General features: G+C 69.6%; 27 protein-coding genes. 16 read left to right on the top strand and 11 right to left on the bottom strand.

From position 1 onward, the window contains the following. Positions 1-321: 321 nt before the first annotated feature. From AB0C30_RS48245 to AB0C30_RS48195, 11 genes are all read left to right on the top strand, one after another. Entirely contained in the window at positions 322-933 is a 612-nt protein-coding gene (locus tag AB0C30_RS48245; RefSeq protein ID WP_357957077.1) for a TetR/AcrR family transcriptional regulator, read from the top strand. Between the two features lie 146 nt (positions 934-1,079). Further along, complete coding sequence (locus tag AB0C30_RS48240) at positions 1,080-2,585, top strand: carboxylesterase family protein (RefSeq protein ID WP_357957075.1); 1,506 nt, start codon at positions 1,080-1,082, stop codon at positions 2,583-2,585. Positions 2,586-2,831: 246 nt separating this feature from the next. Continuing rightward, entirely contained in the window at positions 2,832-3,365 is a 534-nt protein-coding gene (locus tag AB0C30_RS48235; RefSeq protein ID WP_357957073.1) for a PadR family transcriptional regulator, read from the top strand. Next, on the top strand, positions 3,362-4,102 hold the full coding sequence (locus AB0C30_RS48230) for an ABC transporter ATP-binding protein (RefSeq protein WP_357957071.1): 741 nt from the start codon (positions 3,362-3,364) through the stop codon (positions 4,100-4,102). Before AB0C30_RS48235 ends, AB0C30_RS48230 begins: the two co-directional genes overlap by 4 nt. A 5-nt stretch (positions 4,103-4,107) precedes the next feature. Further along, positions 4,108-5,898, top strand: coding sequence for an FtsX-like permease family protein (locus AB0C30_RS48225; RefSeq protein ID WP_357957069.1), 1,791 nt, complete (start codon positions 4,108-4,110; stop codon positions 5,896-5,898). Between the two features lie 135 nt (positions 5,899-6,033). Further along, positions 6,034-7,101, top strand: coding sequence for a hypothetical protein (locus AB0C30_RS48220; RefSeq protein ID WP_357957067.1), 1,068 nt, complete (start codon positions 6,034-6,036; stop codon positions 7,099-7,101). Between the two features lie 114 nt (positions 7,102-7,215). Continuing rightward, positions 7,216-8,058 carry a class I SAM-dependent methyltransferase gene (locus AB0C30_RS48215; RefSeq protein ID WP_357957065.1) on the top strand — a complete coding sequence of 281 codons (843 nt, stop codon included), beginning with the start codon at positions 7,216-7,218 and terminating at the stop codon, positions 8,056-8,058. 112 nt (positions 8,059-8,170) lie between these two features. After that, complete coding sequence (locus AB0C30_RS48210; protein ID WP_357957063.1) at positions 8,171-8,296, top strand: hypothetical protein; 126 nt, start codon at positions 8,171-8,173, stop codon at positions 8,294-8,296. Positions 8,297-8,384: 88 nt separating this feature from the next. Next, positions 8,385-9,323 (top strand): SagB/ThcOx family dehydrogenase, encoded by a 939-nt coding sequence (locus tag AB0C30_RS48205; protein WP_357957061.1) that lies wholly within the window; start codon positions 8,385-8,387, stop codon positions 9,321-9,323. 20 nt (positions 9,324-9,343) lie between these two features. Then, positions 9,344-10,375, top strand: a complete 1,032-nt coding sequence (locus AB0C30_RS48200; protein WP_357957059.1) for a TOMM precursor leader peptide-binding protein — start codon at positions 9,344-9,346, stop codon at positions 10,373-10,375. Further along, positions 10,368-11,732 (top strand): YcaO-like family protein, encoded by a 1,365-nt coding sequence (locus tag AB0C30_RS48195; RefSeq protein WP_357957057.1) that lies wholly within the window; start codon positions 10,368-10,370, stop codon positions 11,730-11,732. Before AB0C30_RS48200 ends, AB0C30_RS48195 begins: the two co-directional genes overlap by 8 nt. Positions 11,733-11,851: 119 nt before the next feature. Here AB0C30_RS48195 and bla read toward each other — a convergent pair whose 3' ends face one another. From bla to AB0C30_RS48165, 6 genes are all read right to left on the bottom strand, one after another. Further along, a complete protein-coding gene (gene bla, locus AB0C30_RS48190; RefSeq protein ID WP_357957056.1) occupies positions 11,852-12,796 on the bottom strand; it encodes a class A beta-lactamase in 945 nt (314 codons plus the stop codon). A gap of 107 nt (positions 12,797-12,903) precedes the next feature. After that, complete coding sequence (locus tag AB0C30_RS48185) at positions 12,904-14,952, bottom strand: prolyl oligopeptidase family serine peptidase (protein WP_357957054.1); 2,049 nt, start codon at positions 14,950-14,952, stop codon at positions 12,904-12,906. Between the two features lie 7 nt (positions 14,953-14,959). Next, positions 14,960-15,772 (bottom strand): MerR family transcriptional regulator, encoded by an 813-nt coding sequence (locus tag AB0C30_RS48180; protein ID WP_357957052.1) that lies wholly within the window; start codon positions 15,770-15,772, stop codon positions 14,960-14,962. A gap of 95 nt (positions 15,773-15,867) precedes the next feature. Then, a complete protein-coding gene (locus AB0C30_RS48175) occupies positions 15,868-16,032 on the bottom strand; it encodes a hypothetical protein (RefSeq protein WP_357957050.1) in 165 nt (54 codons plus the stop codon). 139 nt (positions 16,033-16,171) lie between these two features. Continuing rightward, positions 16,172-16,522: an aldo/keto reductase gene (locus AB0C30_RS48170; protein ID WP_357957048.1), complete on the bottom strand. Its 351-nt coding sequence runs from the start codon at positions 16,520-16,522 to the stop codon at positions 16,172-16,174. 135 nt (positions 16,523-16,657) lie between these two features. Then, on the bottom strand, positions 16,658-17,701 hold the full coding sequence (locus AB0C30_RS48165; protein ID WP_357957046.1) for an NAD(P)-dependent alcohol dehydrogenase: 1,044 nt from the start codon (positions 17,699-17,701) through the stop codon (positions 16,658-16,660). A gap of 320 nt (positions 17,702-18,021) precedes the next feature. On the opposite strand from AB0C30_RS48165, the gene AB0C30_RS48160 reads away from it, so the two are divergent. From AB0C30_RS48160 to AB0C30_RS48150, 3 genes are all read left to right on the top strand, one after another. After that, the gene (locus AB0C30_RS48160; RefSeq protein WP_357957044.1) at positions 18,022-18,399 is read left to right on the top strand and encodes a DUF2255 family protein; all 378 of its coding nucleotides are present in this window, start codon (positions 18,022-18,024) and stop codon (positions 18,397-18,399) included. A 109-nt stretch (positions 18,400-18,508) separates the two neighbouring features. Beyond that, positions 18,509-19,387 (top strand): TIGR03619 family F420-dependent LLM class oxidoreductase, encoded by an 879-nt coding sequence (locus AB0C30_RS48155; protein WP_357957042.1) that lies wholly within the window; start codon positions 18,509-18,511, stop codon positions 19,385-19,387. A gap of 238 nt (positions 19,388-19,625) precedes the next feature. After that, entirely contained in the window at positions 19,626-20,315 is a 690-nt protein-coding gene (locus AB0C30_RS48150; protein WP_357957040.1) for a type 1 glutamine amidotransferase domain-containing protein, read from the top strand. Here the strand turns inward: AB0C30_RS48150 and AB0C30_RS48145 are convergent. From AB0C30_RS48145 to AB0C30_RS48135, 3 genes are read right to left on the bottom strand one after another with little or no spacing between them, the layout of a single operon-like run. Next, positions 20,312-21,247, bottom strand: coding sequence for an SDR family NAD(P)-dependent oxidoreductase (locus tag AB0C30_RS48145; RefSeq protein WP_357957038.1), 936 nt, complete (start codon positions 21,245-21,247; stop codon positions 20,312-20,314). The genes AB0C30_RS48150 and AB0C30_RS48145 overlap by 4 nt on opposite strands. A 50-nt stretch (positions 21,248-21,297) precedes the next feature. Continuing rightward, positions 21,298-22,023, bottom strand: a complete 726-nt coding sequence (locus tag AB0C30_RS48140; RefSeq protein ID WP_357957094.1) for a hypothetical protein — start codon at positions 22,021-22,023, stop codon at positions 21,298-21,300. Between the two features lie 9 nt (positions 22,024-22,032). Continuing rightward, positions 22,033-22,437: a RidA family protein gene (locus tag AB0C30_RS48135; protein ID WP_357957036.1), complete on the bottom strand. Its 405-nt coding sequence runs from the start codon at positions 22,435-22,437 to the stop codon at positions 22,033-22,035. 149 nt (positions 22,438-22,586) lie between these two features. Here AB0C30_RS48135 and AB0C30_RS48130 point away from each other — a divergent pair, with 149 nt between their 5' ends. Next, on the top strand, positions 22,587-22,967 hold the full coding sequence (locus AB0C30_RS48130) for a helix-turn-helix domain-containing protein (RefSeq protein WP_357957035.1): 381 nt from the start codon (positions 22,587-22,589) through the stop codon (positions 22,965-22,967). Between the two features lie 31 nt (positions 22,968-22,998). On the opposite strand, the gene AB0C30_RS48125 is transcribed toward AB0C30_RS48130, so the two are convergent. After that, positions 22,999-23,442: a helix-turn-helix domain-containing protein gene (locus tag AB0C30_RS48125; RefSeq protein ID WP_357957033.1), complete on the bottom strand. Its 444-nt coding sequence runs from the start codon at positions 23,440-23,442 to the stop codon at positions 22,999-23,001. Between the two features lie 85 nt (positions 23,443-23,527). Between AB0C30_RS48125 and AB0C30_RS48120 the strand changes: the two genes are divergently transcribed. Then, entirely contained in the window at positions 23,528-24,406 is an 879-nt protein-coding gene (locus tag AB0C30_RS48120; protein WP_357957031.1) for an aldo/keto reductase family oxidoreductase, read from the top strand. Here the strand turns inward: AB0C30_RS48120 and AB0C30_RS48115 are convergent. Next, positions 24,353-25,033: a hypothetical protein gene (locus AB0C30_RS48115; protein WP_357957029.1), complete on the bottom strand. Its 681-nt coding sequence runs from the start codon at positions 25,031-25,033 to the stop codon at positions 24,353-24,355. The two genes, AB0C30_RS48120 and AB0C30_RS48115, sit on opposite strands and share 54 nt — an antisense overlap. Positions 25,034-25,038 lie beyond the last annotated feature (5 nt).

The following is a 25,038-nucleotide window of genomic DNA, read 5'->3' as shown; positions in this document are numbered from 1 at the left end:
AGCACGACGTTGCGGCCCTTGGGACCCAGGGTCACCTTGACCGCGTCGGCCAGCTGGTTCATGCCGCGCTCGAGACCGCGCCGGGCGTCCTCGTCGAACGCGATCATCTTCGAAGCCATTCCTGCTCCTGCTCTCGATAGGGGCTGTCCGGGACGGCGCCCGCGACGGACGGCCCGCCGACAGGCGGACCTCGCCGTCCCGGCACACCCCGCCGGTTGGCACTCTCCAGGGGCGAGTGCCAGGCGTCCCGTCGCACTCTACCCACAACTTGCGTGGCACGCACCTAGTGCGTGCCACGCATCATCAGATAGAGTCGCTCCCATGAACGACGACGCCCTCGACCTCCGGGCGCGCAACAAGCAGGCCACCCGAGAGGCGATCAGCCACGCCGCGCTGCGCCTGGCCATCGAGCAGGGCCCTCACGGGCTGGCTCTGGTGCGCGTCCATGACATCGCCACGGCCGCCGGAGTCTCATCCCGTACGTACAACAACTACTTCTCCAGCAGGGCGGAGGCGATCTGCGCCTTCCAGGCCGACCAGGCCGGCCGCGTGGGGCAGGCGCTGCGCGCCCGGCCCGCCGGCGAGCCGCTCGACCAGGCCGTCATCGCGGCCGTGATCGAGCTCTACACCGACCCTGAGCCCGACAAGGCCGGCCTGCGCATGATCATGTCGACGCCCGAGCTGGAGGGCGAGGCGCTGAGGGCGTTCACCATGGCGGAAGGCCCGCTCACCGAGGCGATCGCGGCCCGCACCGGCACCGACCCCCAGCGCGACCTGTTCCCCGCCGTCACGGCCGCCGCGGTCGCCGCCGCCATCCGGGTGGCGGGGCGACGGTGGCTCGAGCCCGGCAATACGGAATCCTTCGCCGCGATCCTGCGCGGCGCCCTGTCCTGCGTCGTTCCCGCCGCGCCACCTGAAGGGACTCAGCCCTAAGGGCTTGAAGCCGTGCTTTCGAGCGCGTGGCCGGAGCTGACGTGGCAGCGACCCGCTCAATAACGAGGTGCGCCGAACCCGCGGTTCGGGCGAAGATGGCCGCGCCTGGCTGTGGGAGCCGGCACTCCCTGGATGAGGAGCGTGCCATGAGCGCCATCGGATCAGCGGACCCGGAGGTCCGGGTGAGCACGGGACGGCTGCGCGGGCGCATGGAGGACGGCGTGGCCGTCTTCCGCGGTGTCCCGTTCGGGCGCCCGCCGGTGGGCGCGCTGCGGCTGGCCGCGCCGGTGCCGGCCGAGGCGTGGGACGGGGTGCGCGAGGCCGGGGAGTTCGGTCCGCGGCCGCCGCAGTCCAGGTTGCTGGGCGCCTCCAGCGCGGACGGCGCCGACGGTGACTGGTTGACCGTCAATGTCTGGTCCCCCGACCTGGGCGCCGCCCGGCTGCCGGTGATGGTGTGGATTCATGGCGGGGGTTACATGTACGGGTGGTCCGGCGACCCCGTCTTCGACGGCCGCGTGCTCGCCCGGGACGGCGTCGTCATGGTCACCTTCAACTATCGGGTCTCCGCCGAGGGCTTCGGACATTTCCAGGGGGCACCGGCCAACCGCGGGCTCCTGGACCAGGTGGCCGCCCTCCGCTGGGTGCAGGACAACATCGCGGCCTTCGGCGGCGATCCGGACCGGGTCACCGTCTTCGGAGAGTCCGCCGGAGCCGGGAGCATCGCGGCGCTGATGACGATGCCCAGCGCCACCGGCCTGTTCCGCCGGGCGATCGCGCAGAGCGTGCCGGGCATGTTCTTCTCCCCTGAGCTGGCCACCGACATCGGCGCCGCGGTAGCCGCTGAACTGGGCCTGCCCCCGCTCGCGGGCGAACTCGCCCGCCAGTCGCCGGAGCGGCTGATCGACGCCGGGGACACGACGGCGGAGAAGATGGGCGACTACCCGCGGTGGGGCCACGCGGCGCACGTCCGGACGCTGTGCGCGCCGGTCGTGGACGGCGAGGTGCTGCCCGAGGTGCCGTGGCGGTCACTGGCGGACGGGGCCGCGCACGGGGTGGAGCTGATCGTGGGTCACACCCGCGACGAGTATCGGCTGTTCATGGCCATCAGCGGCGACACCGGCCAGATCACCGCCGAACGAGCGGACACCGCGCTGCGGGCGCTCGCCCCGGATCCCGAGGCCTACCGGGATGCCTACCCGGGTGCCGACGAGGAGCGGCTGTACGAGCTGGTGCACTCCGACTGGTTGTTCCGGATGCCTTCCGTACGCCTGGCCGAAGCCCGCCAGAAGCACGGCCGCGCCCACCTGTACGAGCTGACCTGGCCGGCCCCCGGCATGGGCGGAGACCTCCTCGGCGCCTGCCATGGGCTCGGCCTGCCGCTGACGTTCGGCAACCTGACCGCCGGATCGGCGGGACTGCTGATCGGACAGGATCCGCCTCCGGCCGCGGCCGAGCTGTCGGCCCAGGTTCGAGCGGCATGGATCGCCTTCGCCACGACCGGAGACCCGGGCTGGCCGGCGTACGAGCCGCAGAACCAGCACACCTGGATCATCGACACCAAGCCCGACATAGCAGCGTATCCGGAGGAAACCTCCCGTGAGCTGTGGGCCGGGCACGCCTTCGGCCCTCTCGCGTTGCAGACGAGTCCGTAACCGTTCCAACCCAATACATGGGCCGACCACCGTCCAGGCGCTGACGACGAAGGCGCCCGGTGCGGCGCGCCGTCGTACCACATGTGCTTGTAGCTCATCGCGGCCCTGAAGCAGGTCCAGGAACGGGACCTGGCCGTCAGGTGCTGTGACGCTGGCGGCGGGCCGGTCCAGGAGATCACCAGATGTAGCGTTTTGACACCTCCCACGGATAACCGCTATCTATTGGCTAACCGTTAGGGGGATGGAGTGCAGGACGCAGTGCTGGCGATGCTCGCCAAGGAGCCGTCACACGGGTACCACTTGCACGCTCGGCTGCAGCGAACTCTCGGCCCGCTCGGCGAGTCGATGAACCGCGGTCAGATCTACGTGACGCTGGCCCGGCTGGAAAAAGCCGGGCTCGTTGTCTGTGAGCGGACGGACGGCCTGCCCGAGCGGCCCGAACGCAAGGTCTATGAGCTGACGCCGGCCGGGCAGCAGCGGGTGGCCGCCTGGCTGGCCGAGGTGGGCTGGCCGAAACCGGACCTGGCGGAGTTCCACCTCAAGCTCGCCGCGGCCGCCGCGGCCCGGCTCGCCGACCCGGTCGAGCTGGTGGCGGCCCAGCGCCGTGAGTTGCTGCGCCGCTTGCGTGAGGTGCAGCAGGCGGCGCTGGCCGAGCCGCCGGGGTCGGGCGCCGGCCTGCTGCTGGAAGGGGTCGTGCTGCGGTTGCAGGCGGACCTGCGCTGGCTGGATTCCTGTGAGCGGGCCTGGTCCAAGGCCGATGACGAAGTCGAGGGTGGATGAACGTGTCAAGTGCCGTGGTCCGGGCCTGCGGCCTGGTGAAGACGCATGGTCAGGGACAGAGCCGGATCCGCGCGGTGGACGAGGCCGACCTGGAGGTGCCTCAGGGGGAGACGCTGGCGGTGATGGGGCCCAGCGGCTGCGGGAAATCTACCCTGCTGCACCTGCTGGGTGGCCTGGAGCGGCCCACCGATGGAGAGGTGTGGGTGGCCGGGCGACGCATCGACACGCTGAGCGAGCGGGCTCTGGCGCGCCTGCGGCGCCGGTCGGTGGGGTTCATCTTCCAGGCCTTCCACCTGGTGGAGGAGTTGTCGGCGGCCGAGAACGTGGAGCTGCCCGCGCTGCTGGCCGGACGCTCGCGCCGCCAGGCCAGGCGGCGCGCGAGCCTGCTGCTGGAACGGGTCGGGCTCGCCGACCGTGCCCGGCATCTGCCGTCGCAACTGTCGGGCGGCCAGCGCCAGCGTGTCGCCGTCGCTCGCGCGCTGGTCAACGAACCGCTGGTCGTCCTGGCCGACGAGCCGACCGGCAACCTCGACACCGCGGCGACCCTCGACGTACTGAGAATCTTCGAGGAGCTGCGTTCCGCGGGCCAGACCTTCGTGATCGTCACGCATGACGAGCGGGTCGCGGCCACCGCGGATCGGCTGATCTCGATGCGCGACGGGATGTTCGTCGACGACACCCGGCTGGCCGGCTCCCACCCGCGCGGGCTCGGCGGGCTGATCGGGCTGGAGGGCTGAACGGCATGGGCTCCATCGTGCTCGTCGTCCGTCTGGTGCTGGCCGACGTGCGGCGGCACAAGGTCCAGGCCGCGATGCTCCTGCTCGCGGTGACCGTGGCCACCGCCACGATGGCACTGGGCCTGTCGCTGGGCGGCGTGAGCGACGCGCTGTACGAACAGACCCGCGCGGCCACCGCCGGGCCGGACGTGGTGGCACTCTCCGGCGACGCGGGCCCCGCCGAGACCGCGGCTCTGTCCGCGCTGGCGGACGCTCCCGAGGTAGTCGCCCACCACGGCCCCTATCGCATCGTCTACGCCAACCTCACCACGCGCGATTCCACGACGTCCCCCGTGGTGGTGCACGGCTTCGCCGAGACGCCCGGCCCGGTCGACCGGCCGCTGGTGACCTCGGGTCATTGGGTGCGCTCCGGCGGCACGGTCCTCGAACGCGGCTTCGCCACCGCGCTGGGCGTCGGCGTCGGCGACCGCGTCACCATCGCCGGCCGCTCGTACCCCGTCCTCGGGATCGCCGTCACCGCGGCCACCTCCATCTACCCCTGGGCGGCGCAGATCGGCCCGGGCGGCGGCCCCAGCGACGCCAGCGGCCTGGCCTGGATGACCCGATCGGATGCCCGGGCCCTGGCGGCATCCCATGATCTCTCGGTGACCACGGCTGTCGACCTCAAGCTGCGCGACCCCGCCGCGACCGAGGCCTTCATCGACGCCCACAGCGACACCACCGTCAGGGTCAACTTCCACTCCTGGCAGTTCAAAGAGACCCAGGACCTGGTCATCCTCAGGAACAGCCAGCCGATCCTGGTCGTCGGCAGCTGGCTGCTCAGCTTCCTGGCCATCACCGGAGTGGCGGCGCTGGCCGCGGGACGCGCCGTCGAGCAGACGCGCCGGGCCGGGCTGCTCAAGGCCGTCGGCGCCACCCCGGCTCTGATCGCCACCGTCCTGCTCACCGAGTACCTGGCGCTGGCGCTGGTCGGCGACACGCTGGGGCTGGTGATCGCCCGCCTGACCGCGCCCGCCATCGCCAGCCCCACCGCCAGCCGGATCGGTGACGTGGGCGGGCCCGACGGCGCCATCCTCGTCACGGCGACCGCCCTCGCCGTGGCGGTGGCGGTGCTGTCCACGCTGCGTCCCACGCTGCGGGCCATGCGTACGGCGACCGTCACGGCGCTGACCGCCACCGCGCGCCGGCCCCGTCACCGGCCCCGGCTCACCGCGCTGTCCGCGCTCCTGCCCACGCCGCTGCTGCTCGGGCTGCGGCTGACCGCCCGCCGGCCGGGCCGCGCCGTACTCCAGGCGTGCTCCACCGCCACCACAGTGATCGCGATCGTCGCCCTGCTGACCATCTACGTCCAGCCGGAGCGGGGCTACGGCCTGGACGGCTCCTCCGTCCTGCCCAACCTGCGCGGCGAGCACGACCGCCGGCTGATGCTCGCCGTCACCATCCTGCTGATCGCGCTCGCCATCGTGAACACCCTCACGTTCACCTGGACCACGGCCATGGAGGCCCGGGCGAACATGGCCATCGCTCGTACACTCGGCGCCACTCCCGGGCAGATCACCGCGGGTCTGTCCATTGCTCAAATGCTGCCCAGCCTGCCCGGCGCCATCGTCGGCATCCCTCTGGGCATCGGCCTGCTCTCGCTCTTCACTGCCAGGAACGCGGTGGAACCCCCCTCCTTCTGGCTGCTCGGCGCCGCACTCGCGACTCTCCTGGCGACGGCGGCACTCACCGCCCTGCCCGCACGCCTGGCGGCGCGCCTGCCCGTGGCGCAGGCCCTCAGCGCCGAAACAGCCTGACCGGCCCCGCGCAGAGGCCTCATCCGATGGGCCCGGAATGAAGCGATTCGATCGACGGAAAGGAAGCACGAAGTGACGTCTGACGCGGTCGGCATTCGGCGATTAGTGGTGGACACGGGGGAGCCCCGCGGGTGGGTGTCTCCCAGGACAGACCTGGTGACGGCGCTGCTCGGCACCTGGTTCGGGGTCGGACTGATGATCGACGCCTGGGCGCACAGCAACCTGGCGCAGCTGGAGACGTTCTTCACTCCATGGCACGCGGTGTTCTATTCCGGCTTCGCCGTGGTCTCCGGCTGGATCATCTGGCAGGTGTGGCGCAACGTGCGCGCCGGGCGGCGGGGGCCGGCGGCCGTCCCCACCGGTTATCTCGCCGGGCTGGTGGCGATTCCCGCATTCGCCGTCTTCGGGTTGGCCGACATGATGTGGCACACCGTCCTCGGCATCGAGACGACCATCAACATCTTCTTCAGCCCGTCGCACCTCGGCCTCGTCGTGACGATGATGCTGATCATCACGACACCGCTGCGCTCGGCATGGAACGCCCCCGACGTCGGCGCCCGGCCGTCGCTCGGCCGCCTGCTGCCGGCGCTGATCGGGCTCGCGTTCGCCACCACGTTGGTGTCGCTGTTCCTGTCGTACGGCGGCGCCATGAAGTACCGCCCCGAGGGCATCGTCCGGGCTTTGTCCACGTTGCAGAACGCGGGCGGCGGTGCGGGGGGCGCCGGCCCCGTGGCGATGGGCCCGGGCGCCGAGCAGGTGGCCGTCGCGATGGTCGTCACCAACGTCGTCGTGCTCAGCCCGGTGCTGTTGCTGGTGCGCCGCTGGCTGTTGCCGTTCGGCTCGGTGACCGTCATGTACGCGGTGATGGCGCTCATGCCGGCTGCCCAGACGGGGTTCCGCAATGTACCGATCCTGTTGTCGTTCGTGGTCTCCGGGTTCGTGAGCGACCTGCTCATCCGCCGGCTGCGGCCGTCGGGTGAGCGGCGCGGCGCCTACTGGGCTTTCGCCGGGCTGTCGGCCTTCGCCACCTGGTCGCTGTACATCGGGGTCGCCTCGGCCATCGGGGGCGGCCTGCCCGCCGTGCCCGAGCTGTGGACCGGAGCGCCGGTCGTCGCCGGGCTGATCGGGCTGGCGCTCGGGGCGCTGCTCCTGCCCAACGCCGTCTCTGTCAGTGGACGTGGGGTTCTCCGAGATCAGGACTGAGCGCCGACAACAGACAACGATGCATCACGGCGACACTAGGTAATCGTAGCGCTACGGACAGTCACCGATCGGGTATGGTCGCGTTGATCACGTGCTCTCCCTTAAGGCGTTCACATGACTGTCACCAAGCTCGACGTTGCCGCACATCGCCGCTGGCTGGGCAAGTCCATGGCGCTGAGCTGCGGGCTGTGGGAGGGGACGAACGACCTCGACACCGCCCAGCTCGCGAAATTCCGGCTGCTGAGTGACTGGGCGGAGGTGAGCGCCCAGTCACGCGTCCTCGACGTGGGCTCGGGCTATGGCGGCTTCCTGAGCTATCTGAGCCGCGAACGCGGTGTGGCAGCCGCGTGTGGTGTCGACGCCTCCGATCACGCATGCCAGGAAGCCGAAGGGTTGCGGCTGCGCGGGGTGACCATCCATCAGGGCGATTACCGCGCCTTCACCCCCGACCGGCCCTATGACGCGGTCGTCAGCATCGGGCTCCTGGAGAACCTGGAGAACGTGGACGGCACGCCGGACACCTACGCGGAGTTCTTCGCCCACGCGCACGCGTGGACCAGGCCGGGCGCCCGCCTGGCGCTGGAGAGCACGATCCGGGGGCACAGCGAGAGCTGGCCGGCCGAGGCCGCACGATACGTCGAGGCGATGCGACGCCTTCGCCTGACCGGCACCGTTCTCACGCTCGACCGGCTCCTGACCGCCTGCGGGCGTTGGTGGGAGCCGATCCACGTACGGACCCACCGCGACGACTACGCGCGCACCTTCGCGACCTGGGCCACCCGGCTGGGCGGGTGCGGGAGCGCCGAGCGCGATGAGACGGCACTCGCCGACTGGCTGGAGTTCACCACGACGGGCACGGCGCTGTTCCAGCAGGGCGCCCTGTCCGTCGCGCACCTCGGACTACGCCGAATAGATCAACCGACGCGCCCGCCGACCGCACCAGGTCCGCAGGTGTGAAGACACCCGGGCCCCGGCCCGGCCCACGAGCCCCGCGATCAGATATCGCGAGGATCCGGTGAGGCACTCAGTCCGCACCGGCAGCACCCTCATGCACGAAAGGAGAGAGAAAATGCTTTCGACGAGCACCTCGACCGAAACCCTGAGCGCCTGCCCGATCGAGATGGAAGACGGCAAGCTTCTGGTCGCCCCGATCACCAGCAGCAGCAGTTCAGCCGCCGTCGCCATGGAGGAGTAAACGCGAGAAGCGGGTGCCGTGTCCCGGTCATCGGACCGGGACACGGCACCCGCCGAATCCGGCCCACCCCGTTCAAGGATCGGTTCAGATGGAGAACACGCCGGTGCTGCGCTCCGCGCTCGGCACCAACTTCTTCCGTGCGGTCAGCCCATGGCTGGACAGCACGGCTTTCCACACCAACCAGCTCCGGCACTCCCATCTCGGGATCTCCCGGTCGGCCTCGCCCGCCGAGGAGTTCCTGTACGCCAGCCGGCTCCGCCGCCACGACCGTGAGCTGCAACGCTCGGTCGCCGACTACCTCACGACCGCGAGCATGGAGACGCTGAGCCACACCGATGAGGAGACCATCCCCGCGGCACGCCGCGTCGAGCTGCCGGATCCGGCGCCGGCGCGGATGGCGCTGGATGAGGCGATCGCGGCCCGGCGCAGCACCCGCTCGTTCAGCGGAGACCCGGTGACGCTGCCCGAGACCGCCGCGCTGCTACGGGCCGCCGGAGCGTGCTTCGGCCACGAGGCGGGCCGGCCGCACCGAGCCGTCCCCAGCGGCGGCGGACTGTACCCGGTCGAGCTGCACCTCGCCGCACGCGAGGTGACGGACCTGGAGCCGGGCCTGTACCGCTACGCCCCCCGCCTGGACTGCCTGGCCCGCCACGGCGGCCCTCAGCAACTGGCCGCGCTGCTGCGCTGCGGCCTGGACGAGCTGCCCGACCTACTGCCGATCGACCGAGCGGCGCTCGTCGTGCTGTTCGTCGGGCGCCCATGGCGCTCGATGCGCAAGTACGGCCCGCGCGGGCTGCGGTTCGTGCTGCACGAGGTGGGGGCGATGGCCCAGCATGTCCATCTCACCGCGACCGCGCTCGGCCTGGCCGGTACGGACTGGTCGACCTACTACGACGAGGAGGCGCACGAGGTCCTCCGGGTCGACGGGCTGCGGACCGCCTTGCTGCATCTGATCGTCCTCGGCCGGCCGGGCGGCCGGCCACATCCGCAGAAGAAGAGCCGACCGCGTCTGCAGGAGAAGATGTGACCGCGTCCGCAGGAGAAGCTGTGACACAGCCCGCATCACCCCGTATCAAGCGGTCGTTCTCGGTCATCGGGCATGATCCCGACACGGTCGAGCTCAGGCAGGGCGTGTGGAGTGCCACCTCGCACACCATCACCGACGAAGCCCGGCGCGGCTGGCTGTTCTCGGTAGTGAACGCTCTGGACGGCTCCCGGGAGGTGGCCGAGCTGGCCGCGCGGGCGAACATCGGTATGGAGGAGATGTCCGCGCTCCTGGAGCAGTTGCGGACACTCGACGTGATCGAGGACACCGCGACGAACGCACTCGACCACTACCTCGACCACTACGCCGACCTGCTCTCCGGGCCACCGCCGCCCGCCCGTCCGATACGGGTGATCGGCGACGGCGGTATGGCCGCCCGCGTCACGGAGCTGATCGCGGCCAGCGATCCGAAGCTCGACGTGACCGACTCCAGCGACGATCCCGTCCTTGAGGTGCTCAAGGACGCCGATACCGGCTGGACCACGCACGGGCTGCGGCTGCACGAAGTCGCCGAGACGTTCGCCTCCTGGGAGGGCGGCATCACCGTGTGGGCCGGTGTCCGGGTGGATCCGGTGGCGGTGAGCCTGTTCAACAGGGTCGCCCTGGAAGTCGGCATGTCCTGGCTGCACGGCACGATCGATGGGCCGTTCCTGTTCGTCGGCCCGACCTTCCACCCGGGCCGCGGGCCCTGCTACGCCTGTCTGGAAACGCGCATCACGATGAACCTCGCCGACGGCGCGGGCTACCGCCGATACAAGAACGCGCTCACCACCGCACAGGCGTCGGGCGGACGTCCGCCCATGCTGCCCGCGCTGTCCTCGCTGCTCTGCTCCCATCTCGCCTTGGAAGCGATCAATCTCGCCCATACGGGCGCCTCCTTCACCCATGGCAAGATGCTGTGCGTCTACCTCCCCACCTGGGAGACGACCGTCAGCGAGGTCCTGCAGATCCCCGGCTGTCCGGCCTGCTCGCCCGTCGCGCAGCGCGACGAACCCGAGCTCTACTTCCAGGCCAAGGAGTGGCTCAGTGGCTGACCAGGGCTCCGCCGCGGGCCTCGTACCGCGGACCACACCGTTCGACACCGGCACCCGGATGCTGGCCCGGCGCATGCTGAACCCCGTGTGCGGCCTGATACCGCGGTTGAAGTTCAGCGCCCGCTCACGTGGCGAACCACGCATCGCCATCGCCGGCGCCGAACTCACCGGTGTGCACGTCCTGTACGACGCCCGGCCGATCCCCGCCGAGCGTCACCACCTGGGCGGGGCCGGCATCCTGCTCGACGAGCCCCTTATCAAGTCACTCGGGGAGTCGGCCGAGCGTTACTGCCACCACTCGTACCTCGCCCTGCACCGCGACCGGCTCCGCTTCGCCAGTCACCGCGCCATGAGCAGCGGTGGCCGCGCGATTCCGGCAGCTCAGTGCCTGTCGTTCTTCTCCGACGAGCAGCTCGGCCGCGACGGCTTCCTTTTCGAGCCCTTCGACCCCGACGCCCCGATGAGCTGGCTGCCCGCCGACTCGCTCACCTCGGACGACACCTACTGGATGCCCGCCCAGCTCACGCTGGTCGGCTACCTGCCGCGGCGCAAGGAGGGCGAGCCCTGGGTGAACGCCGCGGTGACCACCGGCACCGCGACCCACAGCGACCCGGGCAAAGCCCTGCTCGGCGCGCTGGAGGAGCTCATCCAGCTCGATTGCGTGATCGGGCACTGGTACGGCGGTCAGCCCTCCGTCAAGATCCTTCTTGACGGCCGCCTGCGGGCCCTCGCCCGGTTGATCGACCGCCACTGGTCGCCGGGCACACCGCCCCCGGAGTTCCACCTGCTGCCGAGTCCCGACCTGCCCGGCTTCACCGTCGCCTGCGTCTACCGCGATGACCACCCCGGCAACGCGCCGGTCGTCGCGGGCCTGGGCAGCGACCAGCGCCTGGGCCACGCGATGTACAAGTCCCTCCTCGAAGCCGTCGCGGTGTTCCGCTACGCCAACTGGATGGCCGCCAAGGCCGCCATCGAGGACAGTGACGTCACCGACAAGGACCGCTTCTTCGATCTCGACGACAACGTGGCCTACTACACAGATCCGGCCAACGCCGCGATCATCGACAAGCGCTTCGCCGTCCATGCGGAGGTCTCGGCGCGTGACCTGCCCCCTGACGCGGCCCCAGACCTCCGCAGCCGCGTGAAAGGGCTGGTGGCAGCGTTCGCGAAGACCGGAAAGCAGCTCGGCTACCTCGACCTCACCACCCCGGACATCCGCCACCTCGGGCTCACGGTCTGCCGCGTCTGGTCCCCGGGCACCCTCAGCCTGTGCCCGCCCAGCGCGCCGCCCCTGCTTCACAAGCGATTCGCCGACTACGGCGGCGCGACCAACCCCGAGCCCCATCCGTACCCTTGATCACCCCATAACGGGAGGACGTCACGCGAGGTCACAGCGCCTGCGTGGCGTCCTTCCGGGCTGGCAGGCGCCGCGCGGGCGGGCTGGAGAGCTCTGAGAAGGGCAGCGGAACGTCGGCGTCAGAGCTTGCCGAGTCCCCGGGCCAGGATGGTGGCGGTCTTCGCGATGGTCTGGTTGTCGGTGGGGAGGCCCGGGGTGCGGTTGGTGTAGATCGCCATGACGATGGGAGCGGCGCCCTGCTCGGAGCGGATCACGGCGATGTCGTTCCCGCCGCCGAATCCGTCGGAGTTGGTGCCGGTCTTGTCGGCGATCGTCCAGGTCTTGGGCAGGCCCGCGCGGATCCGCTCGGCGCCGGTCTTGTTGGCGAGCAGCCAGGCGTTGAACTGCTCCCGATCCTTGGCCTCCAGTGCGTCGCCGATCGCGAGCACGCGGAGATCGCGGGCGATGGCCGCGGGCGTGGTGGTGTCGCGCTTCTCCTTGGGCGTCCAGTCGTTGAGCTCGGGGTGCCAGCGGTCCATCCGGGAGGTCGAGTCCTTCAGCGTACGGAAGTACTTCGTCAGCCCGGCGGGCCCGCCGATCAGCTTGAGCAGCAGGTTGGCCGCGGTGCCGTCGCTCTTGGTGATGGCCGCCTCGCACAACTGGGCGACCGTCAGGCCGTCCTCGACGTGCTTCTCGGTGACCGGCGAATTGGGCGTCATGTCGGCGGCCGTCCACTTGATGAGCTTGTTCATCAGGCCGGGCTCGGAGGTGCGCGCCTTGTTCAGCACGGCCGCGCAGAGGGGCGCCTTGAAGGTGGACAGAAACGCAAAGCGCTCGCTCGCCCGGTACGTCACCGTCTTGCCGGTGGCGGTGTCGATGGCGTACGCCCCGATGCGGCCCTTGAAAGACACCTCCAGCGCCCGCAACTCCTTCCTGACCTGAGCCTCGCCCGAAACGGCCGGGGACGCCGCGACGGTAGCGGCCGAGGCCGGGCCCGCGCCGAGAGCGCCGCCGGACAGGAGGGAGAGCGCCAACGAGGTCGCGGGGAGCGCTCCGGTGACGCGGCGGACGCGGAAGTGTCGCATGCCGAAATCCTTGCTTCTCATCTGTCAGAAGCTTGGAGCAAAGCAGATGTGATCATCCGCTGTCTAATAGCGATATCGGTGATCTAGCGATATCACATCCAATATCACTACAGGTCAGGCACCAGGCCCAGTTCCCGCATGACGAACGCCAGCCAGAAGCTCTGCTGCAGAACGATCGTGCTCCAGCTCGTTCCCCCATGGCCCGCGTCGGACCAGACGCGCAGCAGGACGGGATGGGACGAGGTGGTGGCGGCCTGCGTTCTGGCGGCGAACTTGCGGGAGTGCCACGCCGGGCAGCGAGGATCGTTGGCCCCCGCGTCCAGCAGGATCGCCGGGTAGGCCGTACCCGGCTTCACGTTGTGGTACGGCGAGTAGGCCATGAGCACGGGGGCGTCGGCCGGGTCGTTGGGATTGCCGTACTCGGAGAGGGTCGCGGCGGTGCCCAGCGGGTCGCGGGCGACGCGCATCAGGTCCAGCTTCGGGGCGCCGCAGACCACCGCCCGCCACAGCTCCGGCCGCTGGGTCACGGCGGCGCCCGTGAGCAGCCCGCCGTTGGAGGCGCCCTGGACCGCCAGCCGGTCGGGCGTGGTGACCCCGTCGGCGATCAACCGCTCCGCGATGGCGTACAGGTCATTGAAGGTGTTCTGCTTGGCGTGCAGCCGCCCGCCTTCCCACCACTCCAGGCCGAACTCCCCGCCGCCGCGCACATGGGCGTGCGCGTAGATCCCGCCCGCCTCCACGAACGCGGCCAGGGGGCCGAGGTACGACGCCAGCACGGCGACGTTGAACCCGCCGTACCCCTGGATCAGGGTCGGCTGTGGCCGCGAGCGGTCCAGGTCGGCGCGGTGGACCAGGGTGCAGGGCACGCGCGTGCCATCGGCCGACGTGGCCCATACGCGGGTGGTGACCAGCCCGGTGAGGGTGTGGCCCGACCCCTGCAGGGCGGTCAGGGCCCCCGACTCCAGCTCGTAGTGGTAGACCGTGGGCGACTGGGTGTAGGAGGTGTAGCCGAAGGTGATGGCGTCCTCGCAGCCCACGACCTGGTCCATCACCCCCAGAGCGACGACTCCCTGGGCGATGGAGCTGACCGAGCCCTGGCCGGGCAGCGGGACCTCCCCGAGGTCCGTACCGTCCAGACCGAGGATCCGGATGCGGGAGACGGTGTCCACCAGTTCGCCGAGCACCAGCCGCTCGCCGGCCAGGGTCACGCCGGTGAGTACGGCGTCACCGCCCGGCACCAGCTCGGTCCAGGTGTCCGGGTCACCGGGGCTGTCCAGCGGGATGCGGACCAGGCGGCCTCGCGGGGCGTCCGCCGTGGTGACGGCCACGTAGGAGTCGTCGACGAGCACGCCCTTGTACAGGTGCTCGGCGTCGGTGATGAACTCGCGCCACTCCCAGGGGCCGTCCAGGCGGGCGATGAAGTGCGGCCGGGGCCGTAGATGGTCGACCTGGACCAGCGCCCAGCGCCCGTCCCGGGAGATCTTGGGGATGGCGAACATGTGGGGGATGTCCAGCGGCTCTGGCTGAGTGGGCGCCGGCTGCCCCAGCCGGTGGAAGAACAGCCGCCACCGTACCTGCGCCGCCCCTGATTCGTTGGCCATGTAGAAGAATCCGCTGCCGTCGGGGAGCCAGGCCACCAGCCCCGGCCGCTGCTGCGGTACGCCGTCCAGCAGCACCTTCCCGGTGTCGATCTCGATCACCTTGAGCGCCGGCAGCTCGCGCCCCCCGGCGTCCAGGGAGTACGCCAGCAGGCTGCCGTCGGGGGAGGGCTGCGGGCTCATGCGCAGTGGCGTACCGTCGGACAGCTCGTTGAGGTCGATCACCATGCGCCATGGGCCCGTGGGGGCGTCGGCCGTCTCGAAGACCATCAGCTCCCGGCCGTCGGGGATGCGGGCGCGGAACCACCGCGGCCCGTATCGAACGGGAACCACCAGGTTGCGGGCGTCCATCTGCTCGACCAGCTCATTGACGCGGGCCGCGAGCGCCTCATGGTGCGGCCAGCCGTGTACGTAGGAGCGGGCCAGCTCGTCCTGGGCCTGCTGCCAGGCCGCCACCCCCTCGCCGTCGTCCTCCTCCAGCCACTGGTAGGGGTCGTCGAAGACCAGGCCGCCGACCTCGTTGTGCTCCGGCCGTACCGGTGCCTCGGGGTATCGCATTCTCGCGTCACTCTCCTGATTCGTGTTCGCGGGCCCAGAGCACGGCCCGCTGGAGGTAGTCGAAGATGGCGGGCAGGCCGTCGGCGTCCAGCCACTCGATCTGGCGGCTGACCTCCTCGCTGACCCCGGCGCTGTTGTCGCGCCACCACGCCGTTCCGGCGATCTTGAGCCGTTCGTCGAGCTGCTCGTTGCCGCTCTGGAGTGCGGCCGCCATCGCCGTCCAGCGGGCGGTCACGGCCCGCACCCGGGGGTCGTCGACGGGCGTGCCCGCCAGCATGTGCTGATGGGCCTCCTTGAGGAGGACGAGCCATTCGGCCCGTAGGTCCCGCAGCGTGTCCTCGCCGAGTTGGATCCGGCGCTGGGCCAGGTGGTCTCGCAACTCCTGGGCGAAGTACGTCTCGTACACCGAGATCTCTTCGAGGGTGGTCATGAAGTGCTCGGAATCGGGCATGACCGACTGGTTGAGCAGCCCGAGGAGCCCGCCGATCTTCGTCTTGAGCTGCGCCATCCTGGCCGATTGCAGCTCCAGTTCGGCCAACTGGGCGCCGAGCAGGTCGCGCATGGCCGTCAGGTCGTCGGCCGGCCGCTGGAGGACGTTCGCGATCTCCTCCAGCGACAGTCCCAGTCCGCGCAGGGCGCGCACGCGATAGAGCTGCCGCAGATCGGCCTCGGTGTAGCGGCGGTGGCCCGACGCGGTCCGCTCGCCGGCCCGAACCAGGCCGATCTCGTCGTAGTGGTAGAGCGTACGGATGGTGACCCCGGTGGCCTTGGCCAGCTCCCCGATGGTCCATCGACGCTCGATACCGTCGTTTCCGGTCACGGAGTCGACGGTAGATCCTCCCGCCACGGGAGGTTCAAGCCAGCGCTCCCGCCTGTCTCATCGTGGCCGGTGGCCGTCGAGGCGGGGGGACGCGTCTACGTGAAGCGAGGACGGCGGGCCATGTAGACGGTCGCGGGCGGCAGGTTCTGCCAGACCGTCATGGTCGTCACGACCTCCTGCGCTCCGGGAGGCCCGCCACCATCCGCGCCGAGCTCGGCAGCACCGAAGCCGTACGCATAGGCGACTTGCCGAATTCCCACATGAATCGGCTGCTGCCGAGGCCAAGGCGTTTCTGATCGGTCGTCACGGTTTCTTCTCCCCGAGCCTGTAGGTAGACCATGTCGGGTAGAAATGAACGACTCAGGTAGGTCAGGCGAACGACAGGGTGGCAGCACGGGTCTACCGGCGTCGGGCCGCGGGCCGCAGGGCCGGGCTGGCCCATCCGTTGTCGGCCGGGTTGATCGTCACCCCGGGCGGCACGATCTCGTCGATGCGGTCCAGTACGTCATCCGGCAGCTCGACGTCGAGCCGCTGACGCGCCACGGAGAACGGCCCCGACTCCGAGCCCTTGCGGTAGCGCCCGGTGAGCCAGCCGCCGGCCAGCGGGCTGTACGGAATCACGCCCATCCCGTACCTCGCGCACGTGGGGAGCGTGTCGGCCTCGATCCCGCGCACGAGGATGGAGTACGGCGGCTGCTCGCACGTGAAGCGCTCACGGCCGCGCTCGCTCGCGGTCCACTGGGCCTCCACGATCGCCGAGACCGGCCAGGTCGAGTGGCCGGCGTAGCGGACCTTATGTGCGCCTTGGTCGCGAGTACGACCTCGTCGCGCCGCCCACCGGCCAGCGCCTTGCCGACGATGACCTCGGACTCGCCGGCTGGTGGCTCAGGCCAGGGTCGAGATGTCGATCACGAACCGGTACCGCACGTCGGAGGCCAGGACGCGCTCGTACGCCTCGTTGATCTTGTCGGCCGAGATGACCTCGATCTCGGCCCCGAGGTGGTGCTGGGCGCAGAAGTCGAGCATTTCCTGGGTTTCGCGGATGCCACCGATCGCCGAACCGGCGAACGACCGGCGGCTCATGATGAGGGGGAACACGTTCAACGCCAGTGGTTCGGCCGGGGCGCCGACGTTGACCATCGTGCCGTCCACTGCCAGCAGCGACAGGTAGGCGTCGAGGTCGACCTTCGCGCTGATGGTGTTCACGATGAGGTCGAAGGAGCCGGCGAGATGCTCGAACGTCTCCGGGTCGCTCGTGGCGTAATAGTGGTCCGCGCCCAGGCGCAGGCCGTCCTCCCTCTTCTTCAGCGACTGCGACAGGACGGTCACCTCGGCGCCCAACGCGTGCGCGAGCTTGACGGCCATGTGACCGAGCCCGCCGAGCCCGACGACCGCCACCTTCTTGCCAGGGCCGGCGCCCCAGCGGCGTAGCGGCGAGTACGTCGTGATGCCGGCGCACAGCAGCGGCGCGGCGGAGTCGAGCTCGATACCTTCGGGGATTCGTACGACGAAGTCCTCGGTCACCACGATGTGGGTGGTGTAGCCGCCCTGGGTGATCCGCCCGTCCTTGTCGGTGGAGCCGTAGGTGAGCGTGTTGCCCTTGAGGCAGTACTGCTCCTCGCCCTTGCGGCAGCTGGAGCACTCGCCGCAGGAGTCGACCATGCAGCCCACGCCGACCCGGTCTCCGACGGCGTACTGAGTGACCTCCGGGCCGACCGCGGCGACGATGCCGGCGATCTCGTGACCGGGGGCGACGGGATAGGGGGCCGTGCCCCATTCGCCGCGTACGAAGTGGATGTCGGAGTGGCAGATCCCGCAGTACTTGATCTCAATGAGGACGTCGCGCGGGCCGACGTCGCGACGGTCGACCCTCGCCGGGGCGAGCGGCTCGGTCGCGGACGTGGCGGAGTAGGAGTTGACGGTGAGCATGTTTCTTCTCCGTGCTGAAGCTTCTATGACTGCTTTTACGACTGCTTCTATGACTGACGGCGGCGCGTGGCGGCGCGGCCGAAGCGAGCGTGTTCCGAGCTGTTCTGAAGCTGCTCTGAGCAGGGAAAACGTCTCTTTCCCCCATCAACTGTGCCACCGCCGCGTGCTACGCGGCAGGGCGGGGTGTGCCGGGGAGCGGTGTTCAGGGGTGTGACAGGGCCCCCCAGGCGCCGGATCGGCGGCGCGGGTTTGGGTATCGACGATGCGGCCGCGGCACTTGAGACTGCGGCGATCACCGATATGACGAAGGAGACAAGCCGATGACTACGTGGACGAGCGACGAGCTCAGCAGGATCGAAGCGGCCGACGAGTTGCGGATCGAGCCCCGGCGCGGCGACGGCACGCTGGGCAAGCCGGTGCCGATCTGGGTCGTCCGCCATGGCGACCACCTCTATGTCCGCTCCTACAAGGCGGGCGCGGGTGCCTGGTTCCGCACGGTCCAGGAGACCCACGAAGGCCATATCCGGGCCGGCGGCGTCGACAAGGACGTCACCATCGAGGCGGAAACCGATCCTGACATCGGCAACCAGATCGACGCCGCCTACCGCGCCAAGTACGGCCGCTACGGTCCGACCTACATCGACGCCATGGTGGCGCCCGAGGTGCGAGCCACGACCCGTAAGCTCGAGCCTCGCTGAACCTTGCGGCCCCCAAGACTTGCCTTGACGCTGGCGGCAACGTTCTAGTGTGTCGGCGACAGGCGGGGGGCGCATGCCGATCCTCCGTGCGCCGATCGGAGGAGTGACGATGAAGTTCGGGATCAGCTACAACACGGCCTATTTCGGCGTCGACCCCGAAAGGATCATGGCCTTCGCCCGGCATGCCGAGGACAGCGGCTTCGAGTCGCTGTACCTACCGGAGCACATCGCGCTGTATCCCGGTGCCACGGTCGGGACCATGGAGCTCCCGCCGTCGCTGCCTTACGCCGATCCGCTCGACTGCCTGAGCTTCGTCGCCGCGGCCACGGAGCGGATCCAGCTCGGAACGGGTGTGCTGCTGCTGCCGTACCACCATCCGGTGGTCCTCGCCAAGCGCCTGGCGACGATCGACGTGCTGTCCAAGGGGCGGATGCGGCTGCTGACCGTGGGGCTCGGCTCCCTGCCGGGCGAGGCGCGGGCGGTGGGCGTCGACTTCAGCACCCGCGGCCGGCGCGCCGACGAGGCGATCGATGTCATGCGCCTGCTCTGGGCCGGTGGCGAGGACGGCGTCAGCTTCGCGGGGGAGTTCTTCACCTTCGACGACCTGTGCCAATTCCCCAAGCCCGTCGGTGTCACCCACCTGCCGATCCACATCGGCGGATCGAGCCGGGCGGCCGCCCGCCGCGCCGGGCGACGCGGCGACGGCTACTTCCCCGGCGGCGCGCTCGGTCCGGAAGAGCGCGCCCTCCAGCTGGACCTCGCCCGCTCGACCGCCGTCGAGGCGGGGCGTAGCCCGGAAGCGCTGGAGTACACGAGATGGGGGTCGATCGACATGTCCGCCGAGCAGGTCGAAGCCCTTGCCGCGCAAGGCGTGACCCGCCTCGTCGTGAACCCCACCGCCGCCGACCTGGACCGCCAACGCGATCAGATGTCCGCGTTCGCCCAGCGCTTCGCCCTCCTCGACACCTCCCTCAGCGGTCCGGCTTGATTCCCTTTGATCCCGACGCCTCGTGACGTCGCCGCATGACGACAGCCGCCGACCCCGGCGAGGCCGAGACGATCCGCCGCCTGGGGGCCGCGCTGATGCGCTGACGGTCGAGTAGGCGACGGGACGTCTGCGGCACGGCGTGCACCCCGCCACATGGCCTCGACAACACTCGACATAGGCTGCTTCGAGGAAGGGCCTGAGCCAACCGCATCAGATGGAGACGGGGGGCGGTTGCCCGATGGCGAAGCTACTTTTCGTGATGACCGGCACGGCGTACTGGACGCTCAAGGACGGCACCAGGCATGCGACGGGTTACTGGGCCGAGGAGTTCGCGGCCCCGTACAAGGCGCTCACGGAGGCCGGCCACGAGGTCGTGGTCGCCACCCCCAATGGGGTGGTCCCGACCGTGGACATGATGAGCCTGCGCCCCGAGATGGCGGGGAGCGCGCAGATCGCTCTCGATCTGGAGGCGATCATCCGTTCCGCGGAGGTGATGCGGCGGCCGATCCACTTGGCGGACGCCCGCCTGGAGGACTACGACGCCGTCTACTGCCCAGGCGGCCACGGCCCCATGGAAGACCTGTACATCGACGCGGACGCCGGCCGGCTGCTGACCGCGGCGCTCGCCTCCGGCAAGCCCCTCGCGATCGTCTGTCACGCCCCGGCCGCGATGCTGGCGACCAGGATCCATGGCGTGTCGCCTTTCGCCGGTTACCAGATCACCGCGTTCACCAACGAGGAAGAGAACGCGGTCGGGCTCGCCTCGAAGGCCCGCTGGTTGCTGGAGGACGAGCTCATCGACCTGGGCGTCGACTTCACCAAGGGCGAGATGTGGAAGCCTTACACGGTGGTGGACCGCAACCTGTTCACCGGGCAGAACCCCGCGTCGGCGGCCGTCCTGGCCGAACGGCTGCTCAAGGTCCTTTAGCTGGATGCCTTGCCGATCATGTCGAGGGACACCTGCCAGAGGCGGGCGGCGGCGTCGGGGTCGACAGCGTAGGCCGCGAAGCCGCGCCGGAGTCCGGGTGTGTGCGGGACTGCTGGTTGGCAGTCCTCGAAGTACTGTCCGGTCACGCCTTCGACGAGCGGCGAGGCGGCCAGCAGGGTCGAGGTGGCCGCGCCCTGCGGGATGTCCTTGACCGTCACACCGTCGCTGGATTCGGGCTCGAACGATGCCGGTGGGGCGGTCATGTGCCGCGACAGGCCGGTGCTCCAGATACGGCCGGGGTTGAGCGCGTTGACCGTGATGCCGTCGCCGGCCCAGCGCCTGGCGGCTTCGACGGCGAACAGGATGTTCGCGGTCTTGGACTGGCTGTAAGCCTTCCACTCGTCGTACGGGTGGCGCTCGAAGTTGATGTCGTCCCAGATGATGTCCCCATTGAGGTGGCCCACGGAGCTCACGACGACGACCCGCGCGCCCCCGGCCGCCGCGAGGGCGTCGTGCAGTCCGGTAGTGAGGGCGAAATGGCCAAGATGATTGGTGGCGAACTGCATCTCCCAGCCCTCGGCGGTACGCCGCTCGGGGGTGGCCATGATGCCGGCGTTGTCGACCAGGATGTCGAGCGGTCCCCGCCATGAGGCGACGAAGGCGTCGATCGAGTCGCGGACCGATAGATCCATAAAGGCCACCTGTACCCGCGCATTGCCGGTGGACGCCACGATGTCGGCGGCGACCTTCTCGCCCGCGGCGGTGTCGCGGACCGCGAGGGTGACGTCGGCGCCGGCCTTGGCGAGCGCCCGCGCGGTCTCCACGCCGATTCCCGACGACGCTCCCGTCACGATGGCCTTCTTGGCGGACAGGTCGACGCCCTCGACGGTTTCCTCAGCGGTCGTGGCCGGCCCGAAGGCAATGGTGATCATGTTATGTTCCTCCACGCAGGATTAACCGGACTCGGCTCCGGTTAGCCTCACTATAACCGGACCCGGCTCCGGTTTCGCCGGCGGTACAGGAAGGCACATACGGACAACAGCATCGGTGTGCTGAGAAAGCCCGTCGCGAGGTGTCCGCCGTTCTCCTCGATGAGCGCGGCCAGGCGTGCGGCGGCGCGGGGTTGTTCGACGGGTTCGAGGAGGCCGAACGCGAGAGCGCGGACGTAGTCGTCCTGCCTGTCGGCGCCGATCCGAACTCCGTCCTCCTGGACGAAAGCGGCTCGGTAGGCGCTTCGCGCTTGCTCCGCGAGCTCCGCGTCGCTGTGGTGATCCAGCTGTTGGGCGGCGCGCGCGAGAAGGCGGGAGGAGTGAGCGAAATAAGCGGTGGCGACTTCTGCGGGCGGGCGTACTTTGTTGCGCATCATCTGCGCGACCATGTTCTCACCGGGCCGCAACCACTCTCCGAAGTGCATTCCCGTGTCGACGACGTAGCACTCCAGGTGGCCGGCGCGTCGGCCGAATCGGCGCACGAGTCCCGAGGACTCTGCCGCGATGCGGGCGATGCTGTCTACCCATGCGCACATGGATGGATACTGGCGCCGCAGGATCTCTAAGTCGTCGTAGTAGGTGTGCAGCGTCCAGGCGAGCATGACGGCGGTGTCCCCCCAGCCGGCGGCCGCGCGGAAGGCGTACTGCTGGTCTCGTCCGCCACTGAACTCTGACCATTCGCGCCCCGTACTGACCGGCCGGAAATTCCGGTGAGCGATGACGAAGCCTTAGTCGATGATCGCGGTGACCTCGGCTTCAACGAGGATGCCGGGCTCGAAGAGGACGTCGACCCCGATCAGCGCGGCGGGCGGCGTAGCGAGATCGAACTCGCGGGCCGCCTGGTCGATTCCCGCGCTGAAGGCGTCGTACATCTCTCTCTTCCAGCCCGCGGCGTACCACGTGAAGCGGACGACGTCGTGGAACGTCGCTCCTGCCGCGTCGAGCGCCTTGGCGACGTTTCGGTAGACCTGGGCGACCTGTCCGGCGAGGTCGCCCGGTGCCACGAGTTCGCCGTTCTCGTCCCAGGCGACCTGTCCCGCGATGTGGACCTGCCTGCTACCCGTCGCCACCGCGACGTGGTGGTGGAGCGGGACTTGGACATGCTTGTCAGGGTTGATGAGCGAGACGGTCATGAGATCTCCTATCAGTCTTTCGTTCGGTCGGGTGAGCGCGAAGGCGACAGACGAGTTGACCTTCCTGTGGTCTCTTGCGGTTACTCAGAAACCATAAGAGAGTGTGCGCTGACGTGGAAGAACGAACTTTTTAGTGACTGGGGAACCAGATGGTGACCAAGCAGCTCAGCGACTCGTCCGACGAAGCCGATCTGCGGCGCGCGGACTCCCTCGCGCGGGAGATCTTCTCGGATGTCGCCAACAAGTGGGCGTTGCTGATCATCGAGGCCCTCGGCCAGCGCACCCTGCGCTTCAGCGAGCTGCGGGACGAGGTCGAGGGCATCAGCCACAAGATGCTCACCCAGAACCTGCGCATGCTGGAGCGCAACGGCCTGGCAGAGCGAAAGGTGCACCCCACTGTGCCGCCACGGGTCGAGTACACCCTTACCGAGCCGGGTCAAGCCTTGCGAGCGACGGTCGACCTGATCTGCGACTGGACCCACCAGTACTTCGGTCGCATCGAAGCCGCCCGCCGCGGCTTCCACGCCTGACAGCTCACGTAGCTCGCGGCGTGGCCCCGGTTCAGGCGACGTGGGTGTCGTACGTCGCGCGGTTGGCGAGCACATCGTCCATGTGCGCCTCGGCCCAGGACTTGAGGCCGCGCATCATTTCCTGCAGTGAGAGACCGAGGTCGGTCAGCTCGTAGGTGACCGTGACGGGTACGGTCGGCGTCACCGTGCGGGTGATGAGGCCGTCACGCTCCAAGGAGCGCAGCGTCTGAGTGAGCATCTTCTGGCTGACGCCGGCCAGCAGGCGGGACAGCTCCGAGTAGCGCATCGACCTGGGCTCACCGGCGCAGTCGGCGCCGAACGGATGCGGGCCGTCGCTGCCCAGCGCGGCCAGGATCAGCGCGACCCACTTGTCGGAGATGCGATCGAGCAGCTTGCGGCTAGGACACGCCGCCAGGAAAGCGTCATATTCCGCCTTGGCCTGTGCCTTCTTCTGGGCCACCGTCTTGGTCGCCATCGACCGCTCCTCTCACCCGTGGGCGACTTACGCACTTTGAGGTGCCTACTTCCTATCAGGAAGTTACATCCCCATATATAGAGGCATGAGGATTCTCTCCACTTCACTCCCTGGCGGCACCTGGACGCTGGGCGACCTGAGCGTCACCCGGTTCGGCTACGGCGCCATGCAGCTCGCGGGCCCCGGGGTCATGGGGCCGCCCGCCGACCACGACAGCGCACTCGCCGTCCTCCGCGAGGCCGTCGACCTCGGAATCACCCACATCGACACCAGCGACGCCTACGGGCCGCACGTCACCAACCAGCTGATCCGTGAAGCTCTGCACCCCTACCCCGAATCGCTGCACATCGTTACCAAGGTCGGCGCGATCCGGGACCAGCAGGGCGGCTGGCCCCCGGCCCGACAGCCCGACGAGCTGCGCCGCTCCGTCCACGAGAACCTGAAGACCCTCGGCCTCGAGGTGCTCGACCTGGTCAACCTCCGGCTCGGCAACGCCGAGGGACCCCAACCCGGCTCGCTCGCCGAGCCGTTCGAGACGCTCGTCGAACTCCAGCGGCAGGGCCTGATCCGGCACCTCGGAGTGAGCAACGCGACCGCGGAACAGGTCGCCGAGGCACGGGCGATCGCGCCGATCGTGTGCGTGCAGAACATGTACAACCTCGCCTATCGCCAAGACGACGGCCTGATCGACACGCTCGCCGAAGCGGGCATCGCCTACGTGCCCTTCTTTCCCCTCGGCGGCTTCAGCCCGCTCCAGTCCGCGGCGCTCTCGACCGTGGCCACCCGGCTGGACACGACGCCGAAGGCTGTCGCCCTGGCCTGGCTGCTGCGGCGCTCGCCGAACATCCTGCTGATTCCTGGCACCTCGTCGCCGGCGCACCTGCGCGAGAACGTCGCCGGCACGCGAGTCTCACTCTCCGACAGGGAGCTCGCCGAGCTGGACAAGCCGGCGACCGAGGGCTAGGGCGGCGACCACGGCGATGAAGGGGGAGTGGGCGGAGACGGCGACGGCCAGCAGGATCATGCCGGCCGTACCGATCAGCAGGCCGGTGGAGAGGGCGGCGCGCATGCCCGCGCGGGTGACCGGGCGCTCGGCGACCTTGGTGCCGACGATGTTGAGCAGCGTCAGCGGCAGGTAGGCCAGGCCCGCCCGCAACGGATCGTAGGCGAGGATGTCCTGGAGGTAGACGGTGAGCAGGTAGTAGTGCGCGCCCAGGCCCGCCCCGAACACCGCCGTGATCGCCATGGCCGCGACCAGGCTGCGATTGGCGAACATGCGCAGCGGCATGAGCGGATCACGGCTACGGGATTCGATCACCGCGAACGCCACGAGCAGCGCGGCGCCGAGACCGAAGGCGGCGAGGATGGACGGAGAGGTCCAGCCCCACTCGGGGCCCTGCGCCAGGACGAACACCAGCAGCGTGATCCCGGCGGTCGCGGTCAGCGCCCCGGGCAGGTCGAAGCGGCGTCCCCGTGCCGCGGCACCGTCTTGAGCCGCGCCGTCTTGAGCGGTGCCGTCTCCGGCCGCGACGGTTCGGGCCGGGTCGGCGGGCAGGAGCGGAAGCGCCGCCAGCAGAGCCGCGCAGCGCATCCAGG

Origin of the sequence: Nonomuraea sp. NPDC048901 (genome assembly GCF_040649695.1) — a bacterium.
Classification (GTDB): Bacteria; Actinomycetota; Actinomycetes; order Streptosporangiales; family Streptosporangiaceae; genus Nonomuraea.
This window is presented reverse-complemented; position numbering and strand designations above follow the sequence as displayed.